12 protein-coding genes and 2 pseudogenes are annotated in these 17,924 nt (G+C 70.4%); 5 read left to right on the top strand and 9 right to left on the bottom strand.

The window, feature by feature from the left end; genetic code table 11:
• Positions 1-16: 16 nt before the first annotated feature.
• A pseudogene (locus ACIQAK_RS25330) lies at positions 17-441 on the bottom strand (hypothetical protein).
• A 52-nt stretch (positions 442-493) separates the two neighbouring features.
• Positions 494-1,471 carry a hypothetical protein gene (locus ACIQAK_RS25335; protein ID WP_366391953.1) on the bottom strand — a complete coding sequence of 326 codons (978 nt, stop codon included), beginning with the start codon at positions 1,469-1,471 and terminating at the stop codon, positions 494-496.
• A gap of 557 nt (positions 1,472-2,028) precedes the next feature.
• Here ACIQAK_RS25335 and ACIQAK_RS25340 point away from each other — a divergent pair.
• Positions 2,029-2,370, top strand: a pseudogene (locus tag ACIQAK_RS25340) (DUF5954 family protein); the annotation flags it as partial.
• 172 nt (positions 2,371-2,542) lie between these two features.
• On the opposite strand, the gene ACIQAK_RS25345 reads toward ACIQAK_RS25340, so the two are convergent.
• Positions 2,543-3,838: an LCP family protein gene (locus tag ACIQAK_RS25345; RefSeq protein ID WP_366391945.1), complete on the bottom strand. Its 1,296-nt coding sequence runs from the start codon at positions 3,836-3,838 to the stop codon at positions 2,543-2,545.
• A gap of 137 nt (positions 3,839-3,975) precedes the next feature.
• On the opposite strand from ACIQAK_RS25345, the gene ACIQAK_RS25350 reads away from it, so the two are divergent.
• On the top strand, positions 3,976-4,581 hold the full coding sequence (locus tag ACIQAK_RS25350) for an acyl-CoA thioesterase (protein ID WP_366391946.1): 606 nt from the start codon (positions 3,976-3,978) through the stop codon (positions 4,579-4,581).
• On the opposite strand, the gene ACIQAK_RS25355 is transcribed toward ACIQAK_RS25350, so the two are convergent.
• Together ACIQAK_RS25355 and ACIQAK_RS25360 are read right to left on the bottom strand one after the other, a co-directional pair.
• Positions 4,545-5,588, bottom strand: a complete 1,044-nt coding sequence (locus tag ACIQAK_RS25355) for an IS110 family transposase (RefSeq protein WP_401849009.1) — start codon at positions 5,586-5,588, stop codon at positions 4,545-4,547. The two genes, ACIQAK_RS25350 and ACIQAK_RS25355, sit on opposite strands and share 37 nt — an antisense overlap.
• A gap of 252 nt (positions 5,589-5,840) precedes the next feature.
• Complete coding sequence (locus ACIQAK_RS25360) at positions 5,841-7,226, bottom strand: LCP family protein (protein ID WP_366392805.1); 1,386 nt, start codon at positions 7,224-7,226, stop codon at positions 5,841-5,843.
• A gap of 334 nt (positions 7,227-7,560) precedes the next feature.
• Here ACIQAK_RS25360 and ACIQAK_RS25365 point away from each other — a divergent pair, with 334 nt between their 5' ends.
• On the top strand, positions 7,561-8,607 hold the full coding sequence (locus ACIQAK_RS25365; protein ID WP_366392782.1) for a glycosyltransferase family 2 protein: 1,047 nt from the start codon (positions 7,561-7,563) through the stop codon (positions 8,605-8,607).
• A gap of 155 nt (positions 8,608-8,762) precedes the next feature.
• On the opposite strand, the gene ACIQAK_RS25370 is transcribed toward ACIQAK_RS25365, so the two are convergent.
• From ACIQAK_RS25370 to ACIQAK_RS25385, 4 genes are all read right to left on the bottom strand, one after another.
• A complete protein-coding gene (locus tag ACIQAK_RS25370; protein ID WP_366392783.1) occupies positions 8,763-10,466 on the bottom strand; it encodes an LCP family protein in 1,704 nt (567 codons plus the stop codon).
• A gap of 37 nt (positions 10,467-10,503) precedes the next feature.
• Positions 10,504-12,036, bottom strand: coding sequence for an LCP family protein (locus ACIQAK_RS25375; RefSeq protein WP_366392784.1), 1,533 nt, complete (start codon positions 12,034-12,036; stop codon positions 10,504-10,506).
• Between the two features lie 434 nt (positions 12,037-12,470).
• On the bottom strand, positions 12,471-14,042 hold the full coding sequence (locus tag ACIQAK_RS25380) for an LCP family protein (RefSeq protein ID WP_366392785.1): 1,572 nt from the start codon (positions 14,040-14,042) through the stop codon (positions 12,471-12,473).
• A gap of 174 nt (positions 14,043-14,216) precedes the next feature.
• Complete coding sequence (locus ACIQAK_RS25385) at positions 14,217-14,969, bottom strand: TIGR03089 family protein (RefSeq protein ID WP_366392786.1); 753 nt, start codon at positions 14,967-14,969, stop codon at positions 14,217-14,219.
• 137 nt (positions 14,970-15,106) lie between these two features.
• Between ACIQAK_RS25385 and ACIQAK_RS25390 the strand changes: the two genes are divergently transcribed.
• Positions 15,107-16,681, top strand: a complete 1,575-nt coding sequence (locus ACIQAK_RS25390; protein WP_366392787.1) for an N-acetylmuramoyl-L-alanine amidase — start codon at positions 15,107-15,109, stop codon at positions 16,679-16,681.
• Between the two features lie 80 nt (positions 16,682-16,761).
• A complete protein-coding gene (locus ACIQAK_RS25395; protein ID WP_366392788.1) occupies positions 16,762-17,853 on the top strand; it encodes an NDP-sugar synthase in 1,092 nt (363 codons plus the stop codon).
• Positions 17,854-17,924: the final 71 nt, after the last annotated feature.

The raw sequence follows: 17,924 nt of genomic DNA on the forward strand, positions 1-17,924 counted from the left end.
GCGTAGGGCGGGGGCGTCAGGCGTAACGCGGGAGACCGTCCGTCGAGATCGTCCACTCGGCGATCGTGACGTCCTCCCCGTACACGAAGTCCTCACGGGTCGCATGGCGCGGCCCGTCCGGCGTCCGGTGGATGTCGCATAGCGCGGCCCGCCCGGCGTCCGGTGGATGTCGCAGAGCACGGCCCCGGAACCGGTGCGCGGGTCGAAGACCGCGTAGACCGGGATGCCCAGGAGCGGGACCGGCATCTCCTTCTCCAGGCGGCGACTCACCTGGGCTGCGGTGAGTTCGTGGGGGCGTCCCGGGGCCATCATGTCGTGCACGATCCCTTCCCGGGTGATCCCGAATTTCCCGGGAAGGGTGTCGTCCGCGCTGGCGACGAACTCCCGCATGGCCTGGTAGAGGTGGGCGTCGCGCCGTGCGTCGTCCGGGGCGATGGCCATCGTGCCCACTCCTCGTCGTCGCTGCCCAGGGGCAGGAGTCGTCCCCTTCACGCTAGGCCGCCTCCAGCAGCTCGCTCCGGCAGCCGCGGCAGTGACCCGGCGCAGGGGAGCGGAACGCGCGGTCGCAGCGGTCGCAGTTCTGGAGGGGGATCACGAGCGTGCGGCGGACCGGAGCCAGCTCCGTGGTGCCGGGGAGCGGCGGCGGCAGGAGCACGGTGAGGCGGTGCTTGACGATCTTCGCCGGGTACCTGGGCGGCTGCGGGAGCTCCGTCGTCAGAGCGTGGCGGATCGTGTCGGGGTGCGCGTCACGCTCCAGCCAGGCGGCCACACCGGGCACCAGCTCCTCGACGTCCTCCTCGGAGAGCACCAGCTCCTTCGTGTGACGCCGCAGGTCGGCGAGGAGCGCGGAGGATGCCTGCCGAAGCTCCGGGGTGAGCTCGCGGGGCTGGGGGAGCGGTCGGCGCCGTGGCGCGGGCGCGGTGCGCGACGGTACGCGGACCGGGGGATGCGATTCCTCCGGTACGGGGGTGGGCTCGGGCGCAGGTGGGGGTGCGGGCCCGGGCGCGGGCGTGGGCACCGCAGGTGCTACGGGCGCCACCACCGGCACGGGAGCGGGCGCCGCAGGTGCCACAGGCACCACCAACGGCACGGGCACCTGCGCTACCGCTGGCGCCACCACCGCCCCGCCTCGCGCTTCCAGCGCCCCCGGCTGGTTGCAGAACGCCGTGCGGGTGACCATCCGGCCGTTCGCCAGACGGACACGGGTCCGGTGCAGGTAGCCGTGGGCCTCCAGCTCACGCAGGGCGGCGGCGATTCTCGTCTCACCCTCGGTGAAGCGGGCGGCGAGCGCCTTGATGCCGACCTTGGACCCGGCGGGCAGCGACTGGATGTGGACGCCGATGCCGATCGCGACGAGCGAGAGCTCGGCGTGCTGCGCGAGGTGGTTGCCGACGATCGTGAAGCGGCTGGTGTGCGGGATCGCGATGTGGATCACGCCGGAGGACGGAAGGGGCCCGGGGAGCTCTGCCAGGGCGCGGGTGAGGGCGATATCGTGCTGGTATCCATCGGGAAGTCTCTGTCTCTTCCTTGGTGGTCAGGCCCTCGTTCGGGATTGCCGTCCCGGCGGGGGCCGTCTCATGTCTGGGTGTCGGTCAGCGTGAGCATATGCCTGCCAACCCGTCCGAAATTCAGCCCAGTTGGTGAATCTCACCCGTGTGGGTGACCAGCCCCTCCCGCTGCTGACCACCGGGGCCGGGTGGGGTGGGGTTGGGTGATTTCTCTTGGTTCTTAAGGCCTTTGACTTCATGGCGCACCGGGTCGCGGTCGGCCACGATCCGGTGGCCCCTCACCGGGGCGTGAAGCGCCACGACCCGGCCTGAGCAGCGTTTTTGGGTGGATCTCCGGGGATCCACCCCTCGGTGCTGCCAGCCGTCCCTACGCCGCGCACCATGGCTGACGAAGACGTATCCGAGCCCGATCTCGACCTGGACATCGATCCGGCGGACGATTCGAGCGCGGTGCAACTCCGCCCGCCGGACGTCCTTTTCTGGCGGCTGCTGGGCGAACTCGACACCGGCTTCCGGGCCCGGGCTGCTCCAGCTCTCCTACACCGCCGGCCGCTTCCCGATGACGTACGGGCCGACTCCCAGCGGGCGTTGGCCACCCACCCCGGGGGGGCGTGCTCCTCCCGACGACGTTCCGTAGGAGCAGGCGATCGGCGAGCGGGCCGCGAAGAAGTTCAGGGCGCGCCGAAGAACCGACGAACTCCTGGTGCGGGGGCTCCGGTTCGAGCTCGTGCGGGTCGAGCGTGTGATGCGCATCGGGCCCGACGGGCCGGAGGAGCCGCGCCCGTCCGACACGGACGACTACGGCCCCTCGCAGGTTCATCCCCTCATGGACGAGGAGGGGAACATCACCTACGGCACGTAGGTGACGCTCCCCTCCCCGCGACGACCGCGCGTCACCCCCGCGACGACCGCGCGTCACCCCCGCGACGACCGCGCGTCACCCCTGCGACGACCGCGCGTCACCCCTGCGACGACCGCGCGTCGCCCCTGCGACGACCGCGCGTCGCCCCCCTGCAACAACCTTGCGAGGGACCTCAGTTGCCCTTGACCGTGACCTTCTCGTCGTTCTTCAGCTGCTCCACGAGCTGCTTCACCTTCGCCTTGTCCCAGACCAGGTTGCCGCCGTTGGTGCCCGAGATCGGCATGTTCATCGACGTACCGTCGCCGCCCGTGACGCCCTTCATGGCGAAGAACATGTTGCCCAGCGCCCAGAGCGACATGTCCTTGTCCACGACCAGCGTGTCCAGGCCCGCGCCCATCGTGGGGTAGAGCTTGAACGGGTTGAGGATGGTGGACGGGGTCGCCGTCTGGCTCGCCAGCGCCGCGAGGAACTTCTGCTGGTTCTTCGTACGGTCCAGGTCGCTGCCCGCGAACGCGTACCGGGTGCGGACGAAGGCCAGGGACTGCTCGCCGTTCAGCGTCTGCTTCCCGGCCTGGAAGTCGGCGCCGGACTTCTTGTCCTTGAACGCCTCCGGGATGTCCATCTCGACCCCGCCGATCGCGTCCACGATCTTGGCGAAGCCGCCGAAGCCGATCTCGACGTAGTGGTCGATGTGCAGCCCGGTGTTGAACTCGACGGTACGCACCAGCAGTTCGGGGCCGTCCTCGGCGTACGCGGCGTTCAGCTTCACCTGCCGGCCGGTGCCCGGGAACATCTTGCCGGACTCGGACCCCTTGAAGGAGGGGATCTCCACCTGGGAGTCGCGCGGCAGGGAGATCAGCGTCGGGCCGTTGGAGCCGTCGTGCAGGATCATCATCGAGTCGGTGCGCTTGCCCTCGGCGGAACCGGTGCGCAGCCGCTTCTTCTCCTCGGCTGACATGCCCTCACGGCTGTCGGAGCCGACGATCAGGTAGTTCGTGCCGTCGCCCGCTTCCGGCCGCTCGATGACCTTGGCGAGGTCGACCTCGCGCTTCAGCTTGCCGTCGGCCCAGAAGTACGTGGAGACGGAGATCACGAGGAGCGCGACCACCAGGGTCAGCGCGCCGAGCTTGATCCGGCGGCGCCAGTCCGGAGCCGGGCGGCCCTGGACGTAACCCGCGTCACCGCCGCGACCGCCCCGGCCTCCGCCGCCGGACCCGGCGCCGTAGACCTGGCCGGTGTTGTAGCCGCTGTCGTAACCGGGCTCGGGGCTGTTGCCGTAGCCGGAGGAGCCGTCCTGGTAGCGGTCGTCGTACCCCTGGCTCTGCGGGGGCACCGTCGGCCTCTGCGGCGGGGCCGGGCGGCGCTGGATGTGGGGCATCGCCCGGGCGCCCTCGGGCTGGGGGCTGGCACTGCCCCGCCCGTAGCGCTCACTGCGGTCGCCGGTCCGTCGATCGGGCCAATCGTTCATCCGAACAGTGTGCCGCGCCGACCCACAGCTATTACAGGGTGTAAGGGAAATCGCACCAGGGCTGTTGCGAAGCTGATGCATTCCGCGCGATCCGGGCCCGCGCACGAGGTGGACTGGCCGCGCATAAGGTGGACTGTATGACAGATCAGGCCACCCACGCGGAGACCCGCTCGGAGGAAGAGATTCCGGGCAAGCCCACCGCCGCGTCCCGGACCACCCTCAGCCACATCATGACCGGCAGCGACACCAACCTCCTGGGGACGGTGCACGGTGGCGTGATCATGAAACTGGTCGACGACGCGGCGGGTGCCGTGGCCGGACGGCACTCCGGCGGGCCGGCGGTCACGGCGTCGATGGACGAGATGGTGTTCCTGGAGCCGGTCCGGGTGGGCGACCTCGTTCACGTACGCGCCCAGGTGAACTGGACCGGCCGCTCCTCCATGGAGGTCGGCGTCCGCGTGATGGCCGAGCGCTGGAACGAGTCGACCCCCGCCCAGCAGGTCGGCAGCGCCTACCTGGTCTTCGCCGCCGTCGACGGGGACGGCAAGCCGCGCCGCGTACCGCCGGTGATCCCCGAGACCGAGCGCGACAAGCGGCGCTACCAGGAGGCGCAGATCCGGCGAACCCACCGGCTGGCCCGCCGCCGGGCGATCAAGGAGCTGCGGGAGAAGCGCGTCGCCGACGGCATCGATTCCTCATGGAGATGTCAAGCGGCCAGTGTGACGGGCGGTGTGGGGTCGTAGCACCGTCCGTCACGCGGAAGGGCCCATAGAACGTTGACCCTGCGGCGGGCGAGGGCCATGACGGCCTGGCTGTGTCGTTTGCCTTCGGCGCGCTTGCGGTCGTAGAAGCGCCGGGATTCGTCGCAGCAGCGGATGCTGATCAATGCGGAGGTGTGGAAGACGCGTTGGAGGCGTCGGCTGTAGCGGGTGGGACGGTGCAGGTTGCCGCTCACCTTCCCGGAGTCACGAGGCACCGGGGAGACGCCGGCGAAGGCGGCCGGCCGGTCCGGGCTGGCGAAGGCGTCCATATCTCCGCCGGTGGCAGCCAGGAATTCGGCGCCCAGCAGGACACCGATGCCGGGCATACTCGTGATCACTTCCGCGTTGCGGTGGCGGCGAAACCGGCCCTCTATGAGCTGGTCGGTCTCCGCGATCTTCTCGTTGAGGGCCATCACCTCCCTGGTCAGGGAGTGCACGACGTGGGCGGTCATTTCCTCGCCGGGGACGGTGGTGTGTTGTCCTTCGGCCGCCTGGACGGCCTTGGCGGCGAGTTCGTCTGCGCTGCGGACCTTGCGGTTGCGCAGCCAGGTGGCCAGGCGTCGCCGGCCGGTGCGGCGGATGGCTGCTGGGGTCTGGTAGCCGGTCAGCAGCACCAGGGGGCCGGTGTTGCCCAGGTCGAGTTCACGTTCCAGGCCGGGGAAGATCTCGGTGAGGTGGCCGCGGAGCCGGTTGATGGTCCGGGTGCGGTCGTCGCTGAGATCTCGGCGGTGGCGAGTGAGGACTTTCAGCTCGGACACCAGCTCGTCGCCGGGCCGCAAGGGCGTGAGGTCGCGCCGGATGCGGGCTTGGTCCAGGTCGATGCCCCATGTCGCTTCGTCGCCCAGATCGAGAACGTCTCCGAGTAGCTTGAGCAGGTCGTTCTCGTCGTTGGCGACGTGCCGGGACAGCAGCCGCTTGCCGGTGTCGTCGATCACCACGCAGTGGTGATGGGTCTTCCCGGCGTCGATACCGGCCCAGATCGCTGTCACTCGCTACTCCGCAGGTCGTGTTCGGACAGGTACCACGGACGACCTCGCTGTCGAGTCCCTACTGAGCGATCAGTGCCGCAATTCCTCATGAGCAGCCGAGTCGTCGTGGGGCGCCGGGCGGCGAATCGACGGAAGCCACAACTACGGCAGACGACTGAAAGCCACACCCGGCACCCCTGGGTGAGCCAACCCTACGAATGGCTCGCTCAGCCCGATCAACAAGGTAGGGACGACTGAGGTCCGGGAAACGCCCTACGGGCAGACCACCTCGTCGCCCGTCACCGTGGCGAACTCGCCCTCCTGCCGGTTCTCCGCCCGCACCGGCCGCACCTTCCGGAAGTCCGCGCCGGCCGTCACCTCCATCGTGGGGCCCTGTCCCTGCACCGCCTTCAGCTCGCTCCAGGGCAACGCGGTGGCCAGCGACTGCGCCGACCGGTCCCAGCGCGGGTCGTACGTCACGAGCGTCCGCTCCACGTTCCGCAGCTTTCCGTTGAGGGGGGCGTCGGTGGTGTTGAAGCCGGTGGCGCGCAGGGCGGCGTCCACGACCTTGCCGAGACCGTCCTTCGGGGTGCCGTTGTAGACCTGCACCCGGATCTCCTCCGGCGCCACGTCCACCAGAACCGTCCGCGCCTGCCCCGGTGCGCCCGCCGCGGGCTTCGGCTTCGCCGGCACCAGCGGTCTGTCCTCGCGCAGCGCCAGGAACAGCTTCTTCGACTTCGCCGCGTCCCACTGGACCGTGGAGCCGATCCCCTTCACCGGGAAGCTCGGATTGCCGACCGGTACGGAGGTGAACTCGGATGAGGCCGGGCTGAAGTCCTTCATCGCCTTGCCGAGCGTCAGCATCTGCTCCGTACCGAACCCCTCGTCGGCCCGGACCGAGCCCAGCACCGACGCGGAGACCCGTTGGAACCGCACCGGGTTCAACAGCACCCCGTTGCTGGTCGCCTGCTTGATCAGCGCTGCCACGAACTTCTGCTGGCGCTGCATCCGGCCCAGGTCGGAGGCGACGTCGACATGGCGCGAGCGTACGTACTGCAGGGCCCGGCCGCCGTCGAGCCGATGGGTGCCCGCGGGCAGGTTCAGACCGGTGTACGTGTCCTTCATCGGCCGGGCCGTACAGATCTGCACGCCGCCCACCACGTCGACGGTCTTCATGAAGCTGGTGAAGTCGACCTCCAGATAGTGGTCGATCTTGACGCCGGTCATGTGCTCGACCGTGCGTACGGTCAGCGTCGGCCCGCCCTCCGCGTAGGCGGCGTTCAGCTTCACCGGGTGACTCGCGTGCTTCTTGCCGGTCGTGCGGTCCGTGTGCGCGGGAACCTCGGCGTAGCTGTCCCGGGGCAGGCTCACGACGCTCGCCCGCTGCTTGTCGGCCGAGAGGTGGACCAGCATGATCGTGTCGGTGCAGTGGCAGGGGGCGCCGCCCAGCCGGTACTTCCGCTTCTCCGCCTTGGTGATGGAGTCCCGGCCGTCGGTGCCCACGAGCAGCAGATTCGTGCCGTGCCCGGACCGGGGGCGGTTCTTCATGTCCTTGAACGGGTCGACCCGGCCGATCCCGCCCTCCAGGCTGCTCACCAGAGCGTGGCCGATCCCACCCGCGCCCAGCACCAGCACGGAGAGCCCGGTCGCCACCCGCATGCCCCAGCGCGGCCGCTCGTCCTGCTTCCGGGAGCGGACCGGCCGCACACCCTGCGGGGGGCGGCGGCGCGGGGGAGTGGTGCGGGGGTGCGGTGGGCGCTGCGGTGGGCGGGGGGTGGGCACGGGGGGAGACACCTCCGCGGTGCACGGGGGACGGAGACACCTCTGCGGTGCACGGGGACCATCGCACGGTAGGCCCATACGATCTCCGTCCCGGCCCACGACCCGGCGGCGCGCACCGGTGTCCCCCATTCGCGGTAACGTGGCGGCCGAATGACGCCGCCTCCTGGGGTGCGGAACCCCCCGGCGCCCCCGAGGAATCCCCGAGGACCACATGTCTGCCGCGCAGTACCCCGCCGTCTCCGTGATCATGCCGGTGCTCAACGAGGAACGCCATCTCAGGAACTCGGTCCGGCACATCCTGGAGCAGGAGTACGCCGGTGAGATGGAGGTCGTGATCGCGCTCGGCCCCTCCACCGACCGCACGGACGAGATCGCGGCCGAGCTGGTCGCCGAGGACCCCCGGGTCCACACGGTCCCCAACCCCACCGGCCGCACCCCCGCCGCCCTCAACGCGGCGATCAAGGCGTCCCGCCACCCCGTCGTCGTACGCGTCGACGGCCACGGCATGCTCTCCCCGAACTACATCGCGACCGCTGTCCGCCTCCTGGAGGAGACCGGTGCGCAGAACGTCGGCGGCATCATGCACGCCGAGGGCGAGAACGCCTGGGAGGACGCCGTCGCCGCCGCGATGACCTCGAAGATCGGCGTCGGCAACGCGGCCTTCCACACCGGCGGCCAGGCGGGCCCGGCCGAGACGGTGTACCTGGGCGTCTTCCGCCGCGAGGCGCTGGAGAAGGCGGAGGGCTACAACGTCGAGTTCATCCGCGCCCAGGACTGGGAGCTGAACTTCCGCATCCGCGAGGCGGGCGGGCTGATCTGGTTCTCGCCCGAGCTGAAGGTCCAGTACCGCCCGCGCCCCACGGTGAAGGCGCTCGCCAAGCAGTACAAGGACTACGGCCGCTGGCGCCACGTGGTGGCCCGCTACCACTCCGGCTCGATCAACCTGCGCTACCTCGCCCCGCCGACCGCCGTCGTCGCCATCGCGGCGGGCCTGGTGGCGGGCGCGGCCGTCACCCCCTGGGCCCTGGTCGTCCCCGGCGGGTACGTGGCCGCGATCGTCGCCGGGTCCCTGCCCGCCGGCAAGGGCCTCTCGCTGAAGGCCCGCGCGCAGATCCCGGTGGCGCTGGCGACCATGCACATGTGCTGGGGCTTCGGCTTCCTTACCAGCCCGCGCTCCCTGGCGAAGCGGGTCATCGCCAGCCGCCGCCCCTCGCTCGCAAGCCGCGACAGCAGCGACAGCAGCAGCGAGAGGGTCTGATCCGGCAGGTTCCGTACGCCCCGTACGCCCCGTACGCGGTGCGGATGCCCCGTACGCGGCGCAGACGCTCCGTACGCGGCGCAGACGCTCCGTACGCGAAGGGCCCCACCGGTCAGCCGGTGGGGCCCTTCCTCCGCGAACGTTCGGCTACCGGGTCACCACGTGTACTGCGGGTTGACCTTCATACAGCCCTTCTCCTCGCCGTTCTGCGCCCCCGCCGAATCCGGTGTCTTCTCCGTGCCCTTGGAGACGGGGTAGGCGCCGTCCTCGCGCCAGTCGGCGCCCACGGCGAGCGCGATGCCCGAGACGTCGGTCGACTTCTTCACCTGGGAGACCGGGATGCCGAGCGCCTTGGCGACCGCCTGGGCGTCGCCCTCCAGCTCCGCGCTCGGATACAGGATTCCGGTCCGCGCCGTCCCGGCCACGTTCCCGCGATCGACGGTGGTCCTGGCGAAGCCCGCCTCCTTCAGCAGCTTCTCCACGTCACCCGCGCGTCCCGAGGCCGGCCCCAGCGCGTCGGTGGCGGTCCCGTTCCGTACGGCGACGGCGATCTCGCCGACCGGCGCGGACGGGTCCTTCGCCTCGACCTTCTTCCGCTTGGACGCCTTGCCGTCCAGCGGCATGTCCTCGCGGACCATCCGGAACAGCTGCTCCGCGTCGCCCGCCTTCGGGTAGACCCGGCCGGCGTTGACGCCGGTCCCGTACACGTTCGGCATGGTCGACATCGTGATGCGCTTCGTCGGGACCTTCTTGAGCTCCTCGGCCAGGTCGTAGAGCTTCTTGACCGTGTCGAGCCCCTTGTCGACCGTCAGCGCTTCGGTCGCGGCCTCGGCCAGGTTCATCAGTTTGCCCGGGTCGGTGAGCTTGGTGCCCTTGCGTAGCTGACGCACCATCGAGTTCATGTACTGGTGCTGGGCCTTGGCCCGCGCGAGGTCGCTGCCGTCCTCGAAGCCGTACCGGGTGCGCAGCCACTGGAGGGCCTGCTCACCCTTGACGTAGGTGGTGCCCTTCTCCAGCTTCAGTCCGGAACCACCACGGTTGTTGCGGCCGCGTGAGTGGATGTTGGCGGTCACACAGACCGGGACGCCGCCGATCGCGTCGGCCATCGAGACCACACCGGCGAAGTCGATCATCATGAAGTGGTCGATCCGGATGCCGGTCAGCTCGTACCAGGCGGCCACCGTGCAGCCCGGTCCGCCGCGGCTCAGACTCTTGTTGGTCTGCACGTCCCCCGTGCTGGCCGGGAAGACCTCGCCGTCCGGGGCCGTGCACTTCGGCATTCTGAGCATGGTGTCGCGCGGCATGCTGACCACGGAGAGGTTGGAGCGGTCCGCGGAGAGATGGAGCAGCATCTGCACGTCGGCGAGCGGTGGGGAGCCGAAGGTATCCTTCGCGCCGCCCAGCTTCTGGTTCGCCTTGGAGTCCCGCGCGTCGGAGCCGATGAGCAGGATGTTGAGCGGGGTCTGACCGGCGGCGTTGGCCTTGTGGTCGGCCATCTGTTTGTCGCCGAGGGTCAGATCCTCCTTCTTGATGTTGCTGTTGAGGTGCTCGTAGTAGAGATAGCCGGCCCCACCGGCGCCGAGTATCAGCAGGGCGAGCGCGGAGGAGGCCCAGCGGAGCACACGCCGTCTGCCGCTCTTCGGGGCGCGGCGGTTGCTCCGGCCCCCGCTGCTCCCACCCCGCCGCCCCGGCCCGTCACCGGCCCTGTTCGTGGCCGGCCCGCCGGCTCCGCCCTCACGGCGCACCCGGTCCGTATCGCTCCCGTTCCGGACCTCGCCCCGGCCGCGGCGATCCGGGGACCGGACGTGTGACCGTGTCCCCTCCCCAGGCGTACTGCTCCGTCCCACCGGACCCCCCATGCTGTTCAGATTTCCGCTGCGACGCGGTGACGCGGTGTCACTGTGCGCATTCCGCCTTGTCGGCACTTGCCCGCTGGATGTTCTCCGGCGCCTTCGCCGGCCCGGTGATGGGTATGCCCGCGCCCTTGAAGTCCGCCCCCAGCGTCAGCACCATCGCCTGCAGCCCTTCGGCTTCGGTGGTGCCCTGCTTCATGGCCGCGGCGGACAGGCCCATCATCTCGGCGAGAGCCCGGGCCTGGTCGGCCTGGTCGGGCGCGTAGGCCAGGGTCGTCTTCTTGATCCGCTCGGGGGCGTTGGCCTTGTTCGTGGACTTCGGCACGCCCTGCTGGTTCTGCAGCCAGGTGACGGTCGCGCCCGCCGCACCCGGGATCTCGCCGCCGTTGAGGACGTCCACGCGTACGTCGGCGGGGTCGGCCTTCGGGCCCTTGAGCAGGGCCGCCTGCTTGCCCTTGGCGGCCTTCTCCTTCTGCTTCACCTCGGTCAGCGAGGTGTCGGAGCGCATCATCGCGAAGAGCTGTTCACCCTTCGTCTCGTCCACGACGACGGTGATGGGCGTGGGCTCGGCCGGGTTGTCCTTGACCGGCATCGTGACGAAGGTGATGTTCTTGGTGTCGACCTTGCCGATCTCCTGGGCGAGGGTCATCAGCTTCTTCGCGCTGCCGATCCCCTTGTCGACCGTGAGGGCGCTGGTCGCCGCGTCGGCCAGCTTGAACAGCTTCGTCGGGTCGGTCAGGGTGTCGCTCGACTTCATCTCCCGGATCATCGAGCCGAGGAACTGCTGCTGCACCTTGATCCGGTCGAGGTCGCTCTCGTTGCCGAAGCTGTGCCGCGTGCGCAGCAGGGCCAGCGCCATCTCGCCCTGCACCTTCGACTCGCCCTTCGGGAGCTTCAGATGGGACTTCGGGTCGTCGACCGGCTTGGCCATGCAGACCTTCACGCCACCGACCGCGGTGGTCAGTTCCTTGACCGCGTTGAAGTCGACCATCATGAAGTGGTCGGGCATGATGCCGGTGATCGTCTCGACCGTCCGCATCGTGCAGCCGGGGTCGCGGCCGTCCTGGCCGAGACTGATGTTGAAGCGTGCGTTCGGGGTGCCCGGGATGACCTTCCCCGACCCGTCCCGCTGCTTCGTCTCGCAGTCCGGGATGTTCGTCATCAGGTCGCGCGGGATGCTCATCGCCGTCGCGTTGGTGCGGTCCTCGGAGACGTGGAAGAGGATGTTGGTGTCGGCGTGGCCCTCGCTGCCCTTGTCGCCGTACCCCTCGTTGCCCTTACCGGTCCGCTTGTCGGTGCCGATGATCAGAATGTTCATCGGGCCGTCGCCGAGGACGTCCTTGTTGCCCGCGTCGCCGATGTCGACGGTGTCGATGTTGCCGTTGAACCGCTGGTACAGGGCGTACGCGCCCACGGAGGCGGAGACGACCAGGACCGCCGTCACCCCGCCCGTCCACATCAGCGCCCTCTTCCGGCGCGCCTTGGGGGACTTGCGCTTGCGGCGCCCCGCGGCGGCCACGGCCTCCGGGCCGCGCCCGGCGCTCTGGGAGGACCGGCGGCTGCGCTGGCCGGGCACTTCGCGGCGCGGAGTCCCGGCGGAACCCTCACGGGAATGGGAACCGCCCTCCCGGCGCCCGGGACCGTCGACAGTGGCCGTACGAGCCGCGACCGGCGGCTCCCCTGCGGATTGGTCCAGTCGCAGTTCGTAATGGCCGGTGTGCGGGTTAAGTACCCACTGGTCTGCGGGGTCGATATCGTCCGCCCGCCCACGGCTTTGCGCATCCACGGTTGCCTGAGTCCTCCGTCGGTGCCACGCGAGGCGCCCTCCCCCGGCAAGGCGCTCGTTCCTTCGCTCCGGCAGTGCACGACCTGATGGCCGGAAGCACCGGATCGCGTCACACTATCCGCCCGGTTCGTGAAGGAGCGACGTGCGTGACCCACACCACGCTCCTTACAACCGGGCATTCTTCCCATTACGCGCTGATTGTCTTGTGTGTCTTGGCAATTGCTTTACTGCTCACACAGGTCGTCCGCAGCGCTCGAGCCCGAATAGGTGGGCGTCGGGGTGGGGCTCTCGGAGCCGGTGTCGTCCGGCTTGCCGTCCTGGCCGGTCCCCTGATCCGCGCCTTCGCCCTGTTCCGCGTCCTTCTCGGTGTCCTTCTCGGTGCCCTTCTCGGCGTCCGTCACGGCGTCCTTCTCGGCGTCCTTGAGCTCGTCCGCGGGGACCACGGCCACGGGCCTGTCCTCACGCAGTTGCCTGAACAGATCGCCCGCATCCGGTTCGACCAGTTCGTCCCGGTTCGTGTCCTGGCGGTACGGCTGTCGGGGCACGGTCAGGAACTGCACCTGGTCGGTCGGCACGTCCCGCATGCTCCGCACCAGGTCGTACAGGTCCCGCAGGGAGTTCAGCTCCGGGTCGGTGGTGAGCGACTTGGTCGCCGCGTCCAGGACCGGGTAGAGCCGCGTCGGGTTGAGCAGGACGCCGTTGCTCTGCATCTTGTTGACCAGGGCGCCGAGGAACTTCTGCTGGCGTTCCATCCGCTCGGTGTCGCTGCCGTCGCCGATGGACTTGCGCGCCCGTACGTAGCCGAGTGCCTGCTCGCCGTTCAGCGTCTGCCGCCCGGCCGGGAGTTCGAGACGCGCGTCCTTGTCGTCGACCGGCTTCTTGAGGCAGATCTCGACTCCGTCCACGGCGTCGACCATGTCCTTGAACCCGTTGAAGTCGACGACCATGTGGTGGTCGATGCGGATGCCGGTCAGCCGCTCCACCGTACGGATCGTGCAGGCGGTGCCGCCGAGCTCGAACGCGCTGTTGAACTGGGCGAACCGCTGACGGCTCTTCTTGTCGTCCCCGGTGCGACAGCTGGGGATCTCCACCATCAGGTCGCGCGGCAGGGACACCGCCGTCGCACTCTTCCGGTCCGCCGCGAGGTGCAGCAGGATCGTGGTGTCCGAGCGCTGGCTGCCGCCGTCGTCACGGCCGTACTTCCGGTTGTCGCCGGCCCGGCTGTCGGACCCGATGAGCAGGATGTTTATGGCATCCGTGACGACCGGGGCGGGCCGCTCCTTCTCGTACACCTTCAGTTCGGCGGCGGCGCTGGTGTCGGTGGTGATGTTGCCGTCGAGCTTCTTGTACAGCCACCAGCCCGCCCCCGCGGAGACCAGCACGAGGAACGACGCGCCGAGGGCGGCCCAACGCAGCCAGGGCCGCTTACGCCGGGAGGCGCTGCCGTCCTTGGGGCTGGCGGCCCAGGTCTCCACGCCGACTGCGCCGCTTCGGCCGGCACCGCTGTCTTCGCCGTCCTCAGCGCTTTCGCCGCTGCCTACGCCGCTCTCAGCGCTCTCGCGGCCGCCGGGACCGGCGTCGGCCCTGTCGCCGTCCCTGTCGCCGTCCCCGTCGCCGGGGCCCCGTGGGGCGTCGGCGTCCGGGGCACCGCCCTGAGATGCGCGGTTGTCGGGTTCGGGCTGTCTGTTCGAGTCCGTGGTCCCCGACTCTTCCTGCGACCTGCCCTGCGGCGTGTCCCCGGCCGGGTGGTCCGGGTCGGCCGGCGTGCCAGCACTGTCGGTCACGTCTGCGTCCATCCTTCACGGTCGGCGGCGCGATGGGCCGCCGGTCGCAGGAGTAGACGGCTGAACCTCACGCTTGGTTGTGCACTGCCACAGAGTGGTCTGTACCGCCGATCATCTACCCCCTCCGGCGATCGTCACCGGGGGCTCGGCCCGCTGTGGGCCGGACGAGTCACCTCAGGGCGCTTGTCATACCGCCGTGTTGGTGACCCGCTCGCTCTCGACCCGCTTCGCCAGTCCCTCCGCGTCGAGCTGCCCGAGGTGGCGGCAGAGGACCACGGACCCGCCGGCGGCCAGCGGCGCGAAGAGCCCGGCGCTCAGTCCTTCCCAGGTGTCGTACGTGTGCCCGGCCAGCAGCCGGGACCCCGGTACGAGCCCGAGGGCGTCGGCGTCCTGCCGGGCCTTCGCGACGAGTTGCGCACCGGTCAGTTCGACCCCTCCCACGGTCAGCGCGGGAGCCGCGGGGTCCACCGGGGCGAACGGGGCGAAGCGGTCGCCCTGGCTCGGCACCTCCACCGCGTAGTCGGCGAAGCCGGCGGGCGCCTGCGGGAACCGGCCCCCCAGCGGACGCAGGGCCAGGGCGACCCGCTCGCCACGGCAGGCCCGGGCCCGTTCCAGGGTGTCCGGCCCACTCACCACGAGGTCGGCGGCGGCCGGGTCGCCCTGGACGTCGGCGACGACCCCGACCGAGGAGCAGGCGAGCAGCCAGACCGCGGACTGCCAGTGCGCGGGCAGGAGCAGGGCGAGCCGGTCGCCCGGCTCGGCGGCGAGGTCGCTCTGGAGCAGATTGGCGGTCTTGGCCACCCAATTGGCGAAGGTGGCCACCGACAGTTCGACGCGCTCTCCGGTGGCGTCGTCGTAGAAGGTGACCAGGGGGCGGGCCGGGTCCGCGGCCAGGGCGGATCGCAGCAGGTCGGCGGCGGTGAGGTCGCTGGAGTTCATCCGCGCAAGAGTACGCGGGGACGCTGTGCGGGGCGGGCTGAACGAGTGTCACGTGCACCGGTTCGGCAGACACGGCGTCGGTGGCGGCTCTCCGCCCCGGTAGCAGGACTTATCCGTTTATGGCCAGGATCATGCGTATGCGTGCACTACTGGTCACCTCAGTCGGCGTCACCTGCGCGGCGGCCCTCACTCTGCCGCTCGCCGCCCCCGCCTCGTCCGCCCCCGCCCTCGACTCCATCTCGGCCCGGCCTCCCTCCACGTCCCCGGAGTCACCGGGTGCCGGACCGCCTTCGGTACGGACCGAAGTCACGACGGGGGAGGCACTCACCCTGGCCACCGTCGCTCCCGGCACCCTCGCCCCGGCCACCCCCGCCTCGGGCACCCCCGCTCCCGGCACCCCCGCCCCCGACCGGGCCGAGTCCCGTGTCACGAAGTCCGCGGCCGAACCGGCGGGCTCGACGCAGTCGCTCCCCCTGGCGCCCCTCACCGCCCCCTCCGACCGTGTCGCGGGGGCACCGGCGGCCCAGGGCCTGCCCCAGCGTGACGCCCTCCCGTTCTCGCTGGTCGGCGTGGTCTGGGACGACGCCGAGGCCGAACTGCACGGCACGGTCCAGGTCCGGACCCGCGCCACCGGCACCACGCACTGGTCGGACTGGCAGGACGTGGAGACGCACAACGCCGACCACGCTCCCGACCTCGGCAGCGCCGAACACGAGGGCGCCGCGGTGCGCGGTGCGACGGCGCCGCTCTGGGTCGGCGATTCGGACGGCGTCGAGGTCCGCGTACGCCCGGAGGCCCCGGACCCGCGGGACCGGGCGGCCACCCCCGTACCGCTGCCGGAGGGGATGCGCCTGGAGCTCGTCGACCCCGGCGAGGACCCCGAACAGGAGCCCAGCCGAGGCGCCCCCGTGGGCCGGGCGGCTGTCCCCGCCGTCTACGCCGACACCCCGCCGACCGCCGTCGCCCTGCCGGAGGTGCTCACCGCCGAGATCGCCGCAGCGTCCGCGGTCAACGCGGAACTCGCGGAGATCGGTGCGAGCGTCATCCCCGAGCTCACCCAGGCGGAGACGGCGGAGACGGTGAACATGGCACCCGGGGCGAAGCCGTACATCGGTCCGCGGCCGAGGATCGTCACCCGCAAGGGCTGGGGCGCGGACGAACGGCTGCGCGAGAAGAACTTCGCGTACACGAGGTCCGTCAAGGCGGCCTTCGTGCACCACAGCGCGACCGGGAACAACTACACCTGCAAGCAGGCCCCCTCCGTGCTCCGCGGCATCTACCGCTACCACGTCAAGAGCAGCGGGTGGCGCGACTTCGGCTACAACTTCGCCGTCGACAAGTGCGGAAACATCTACGAGGGCCGGGCCGGAGGCGTCTCGAAGGCCGTCCTCGGGGCGCACACCCTGGGCTTCAACACCAACACCATGGGCATCGCGGTACTCGGCTCCTACGCGTCCACCAACCCGCCCGCCGCCGCGGTGACCGCCGTCTCCAAGCTCACGGCCTGGAAGCTCGGCCTGTTCGGCGGCAACCCCAAGGGGAAGGTGACGCTCGTCTCGGGCGGCAGCAACAAGTACAAGCAGGGCGTGCGGGTCAAGATGAACGTGATCTCGGGCCATCGGGACGGGTTCGCAACCGAATGCCCCGGAGCGCGTCTCTACAAGAAGCTCGGCAAGGCCAGGACCAGCTCCGCCAAACTGCAGGGCCGCTGACCGGTCCCCGCCCGACCCGACTGCTTAGACTGGCCAGCCATATCCCGCCCAGGCCACCAGCAGGAAGCAGAGACGGCGCTGTGACAGAGGCAAGAGAAGCGATCCTCCTGGTCGGTGGCAAAGGCACCCGGCTGCGACCGCTCACGGTGCACACCCCGAAACCGATGGTCCCGGCGGCGGGGGTCCCCTTCCTGACCCACCAGCTGGCGCGGGCCAGGGCGGCCGGGGTGGAGCACATCGTGCTCGCCACGTCGTACCTGGCCGAGGTCTTCGAGCCGTACTTCGGCGACGGGTCCTCGCTCGGCCTGCACATCGAGTACGTCACCGAGCAGGAGCCGCTCGGCACCGGCGGCGCCATACGCAACGTCGCGGCCAAGCTGTCCTCGGGGCCGGACGAACCCGTGCTGATCTTCAACGGCGACATCCTGACCGGGCTGGACATCCGGGCCCTGGTGTCCTCGCACAACGACTCCGGGGCGGACGTCTCGCTCCACCTGACCCGGGTGGAGGACCCGCGGGCCTTCGGCCTCGTACCGACGGACGCGACGGGCCGGGTCACGGCCTTCCTGGAGAAGCCGCAGACGCCCGAGGAGATCGTCACCGACCAGATCAACGCCGGGGCGTACATCTTCCGGCGCTCGGTCATCGACACCATCCCCGAGGGCCGTCCGGTCTCCGTCGAGCGTGAGACCTTCCCCGGCCTGCTCGCCTCCGGGGCCCACCTCCAAGGCATGGTCGACTCCACCTACTGGCTGGACCTCGGCACCCCGCAGGCCTTCGTACGCGGCTCGGCCGACCTGGTCCTGGGCCGCGCCCCGTCCCCGGCGGTCCCGGGCCGGTGCGGCGACCGCCTGGTCCTGGAGAGTGCCACGGTGGCCGCCGACGCCAAGCTCACCGGCGGCACGACGGTCGGGGCCGACGCGGTGATCGGCGCGGGCGCGCGGCTCGACGGCTCGACGGTCCTGGCCGGAGCGGTCGTCGAAGCTGGCGCGGTCGTCACGGACTCACTCATCGGGGCCGGCGCGAGGATCGGCAGCCGTACGGTGCTGAGCGGCGCGGTGATCGGGGACGGCGCCCGGGTGGGCGCGGACAACGAGCTGCGCGACGGAGTGCGGATCTGGTGCGAGGCGGTTCTCCCGGACGCCTCGATCCGCTTCTCCTCGGACCAGTAGGGCGCGACCCGTACCCTCAAGAGGACACTTTCCTCAGCATTCACCTCCGCCCCAAGAACACCCGAGGCCTC

This window comes from Streptomyces sp. NPDC088706 (assembly GCF_044752765.1).
Taxonomy (GTDB): domain Bacteria; phylum Actinomycetota; class Actinomycetes; order Streptomycetales; family Streptomycetaceae; genus Streptomyces.

What these genes read in the sequence shown, in the direction of transcription:
- ACIQAK_RS25345 (WP_366391945.1), bottom strand. Translation starts at nt 3,838, where the DNA reads ATGAACGATTGGCCCGATCGACGGACCGGCGACCGCAGTGAGCGCTAC.
- ACIQAK_RS25350 (WP_366391946.1), top strand. Translation starts at nt 3,976, where the DNA reads ATGACAGATCAGGCCACCCACGCGGAGACCCGCTCGGAGGAAGAGATT.
- ACIQAK_RS25360 (WP_366392805.1), bottom strand. Translation starts at nt 7,226, where the DNA reads ATGCGGGTGGCGACCGGGCTCTCCGTGCTGGTGCTGGGCGCGGGTGGG.
- ACIQAK_RS25365 (WP_366392782.1), top strand. Translation starts at nt 7,561, where the DNA reads ATGTCTGCCGCGCAGTACCCCGCCGTCTCCGTGATCATGCCGGTGCTC.
- ACIQAK_RS25370 (WP_366392783.1), bottom strand. Translation starts at nt 10,466, where the DNA reads ATGGGGGGTCCGGTGGGACGGAGCAGTACGCCTGGGGAGGGGACACGG.
- ACIQAK_RS25380 (WP_366392785.1), bottom strand. Translation starts at nt 14,042, where the DNA reads ATGGACGCAGACGTGACCGACAGTGCTGGCACGCCGGCCGACCCGGAC.
- ACIQAK_RS25385 (WP_366392786.1), bottom strand. Translation starts at nt 14,969, where the DNA reads ATGAACTCCAGCGACCTCACCGCCGCCGACCTGCTGCGATCCGCCCTG.
- ACIQAK_RS25390 (WP_366392787.1), top strand. Translation starts at nt 15,107, where the DNA reads ATGCGTGCACTACTGGTCACCTCAGTCGGCGTCACCTGCGCGGCGGCC.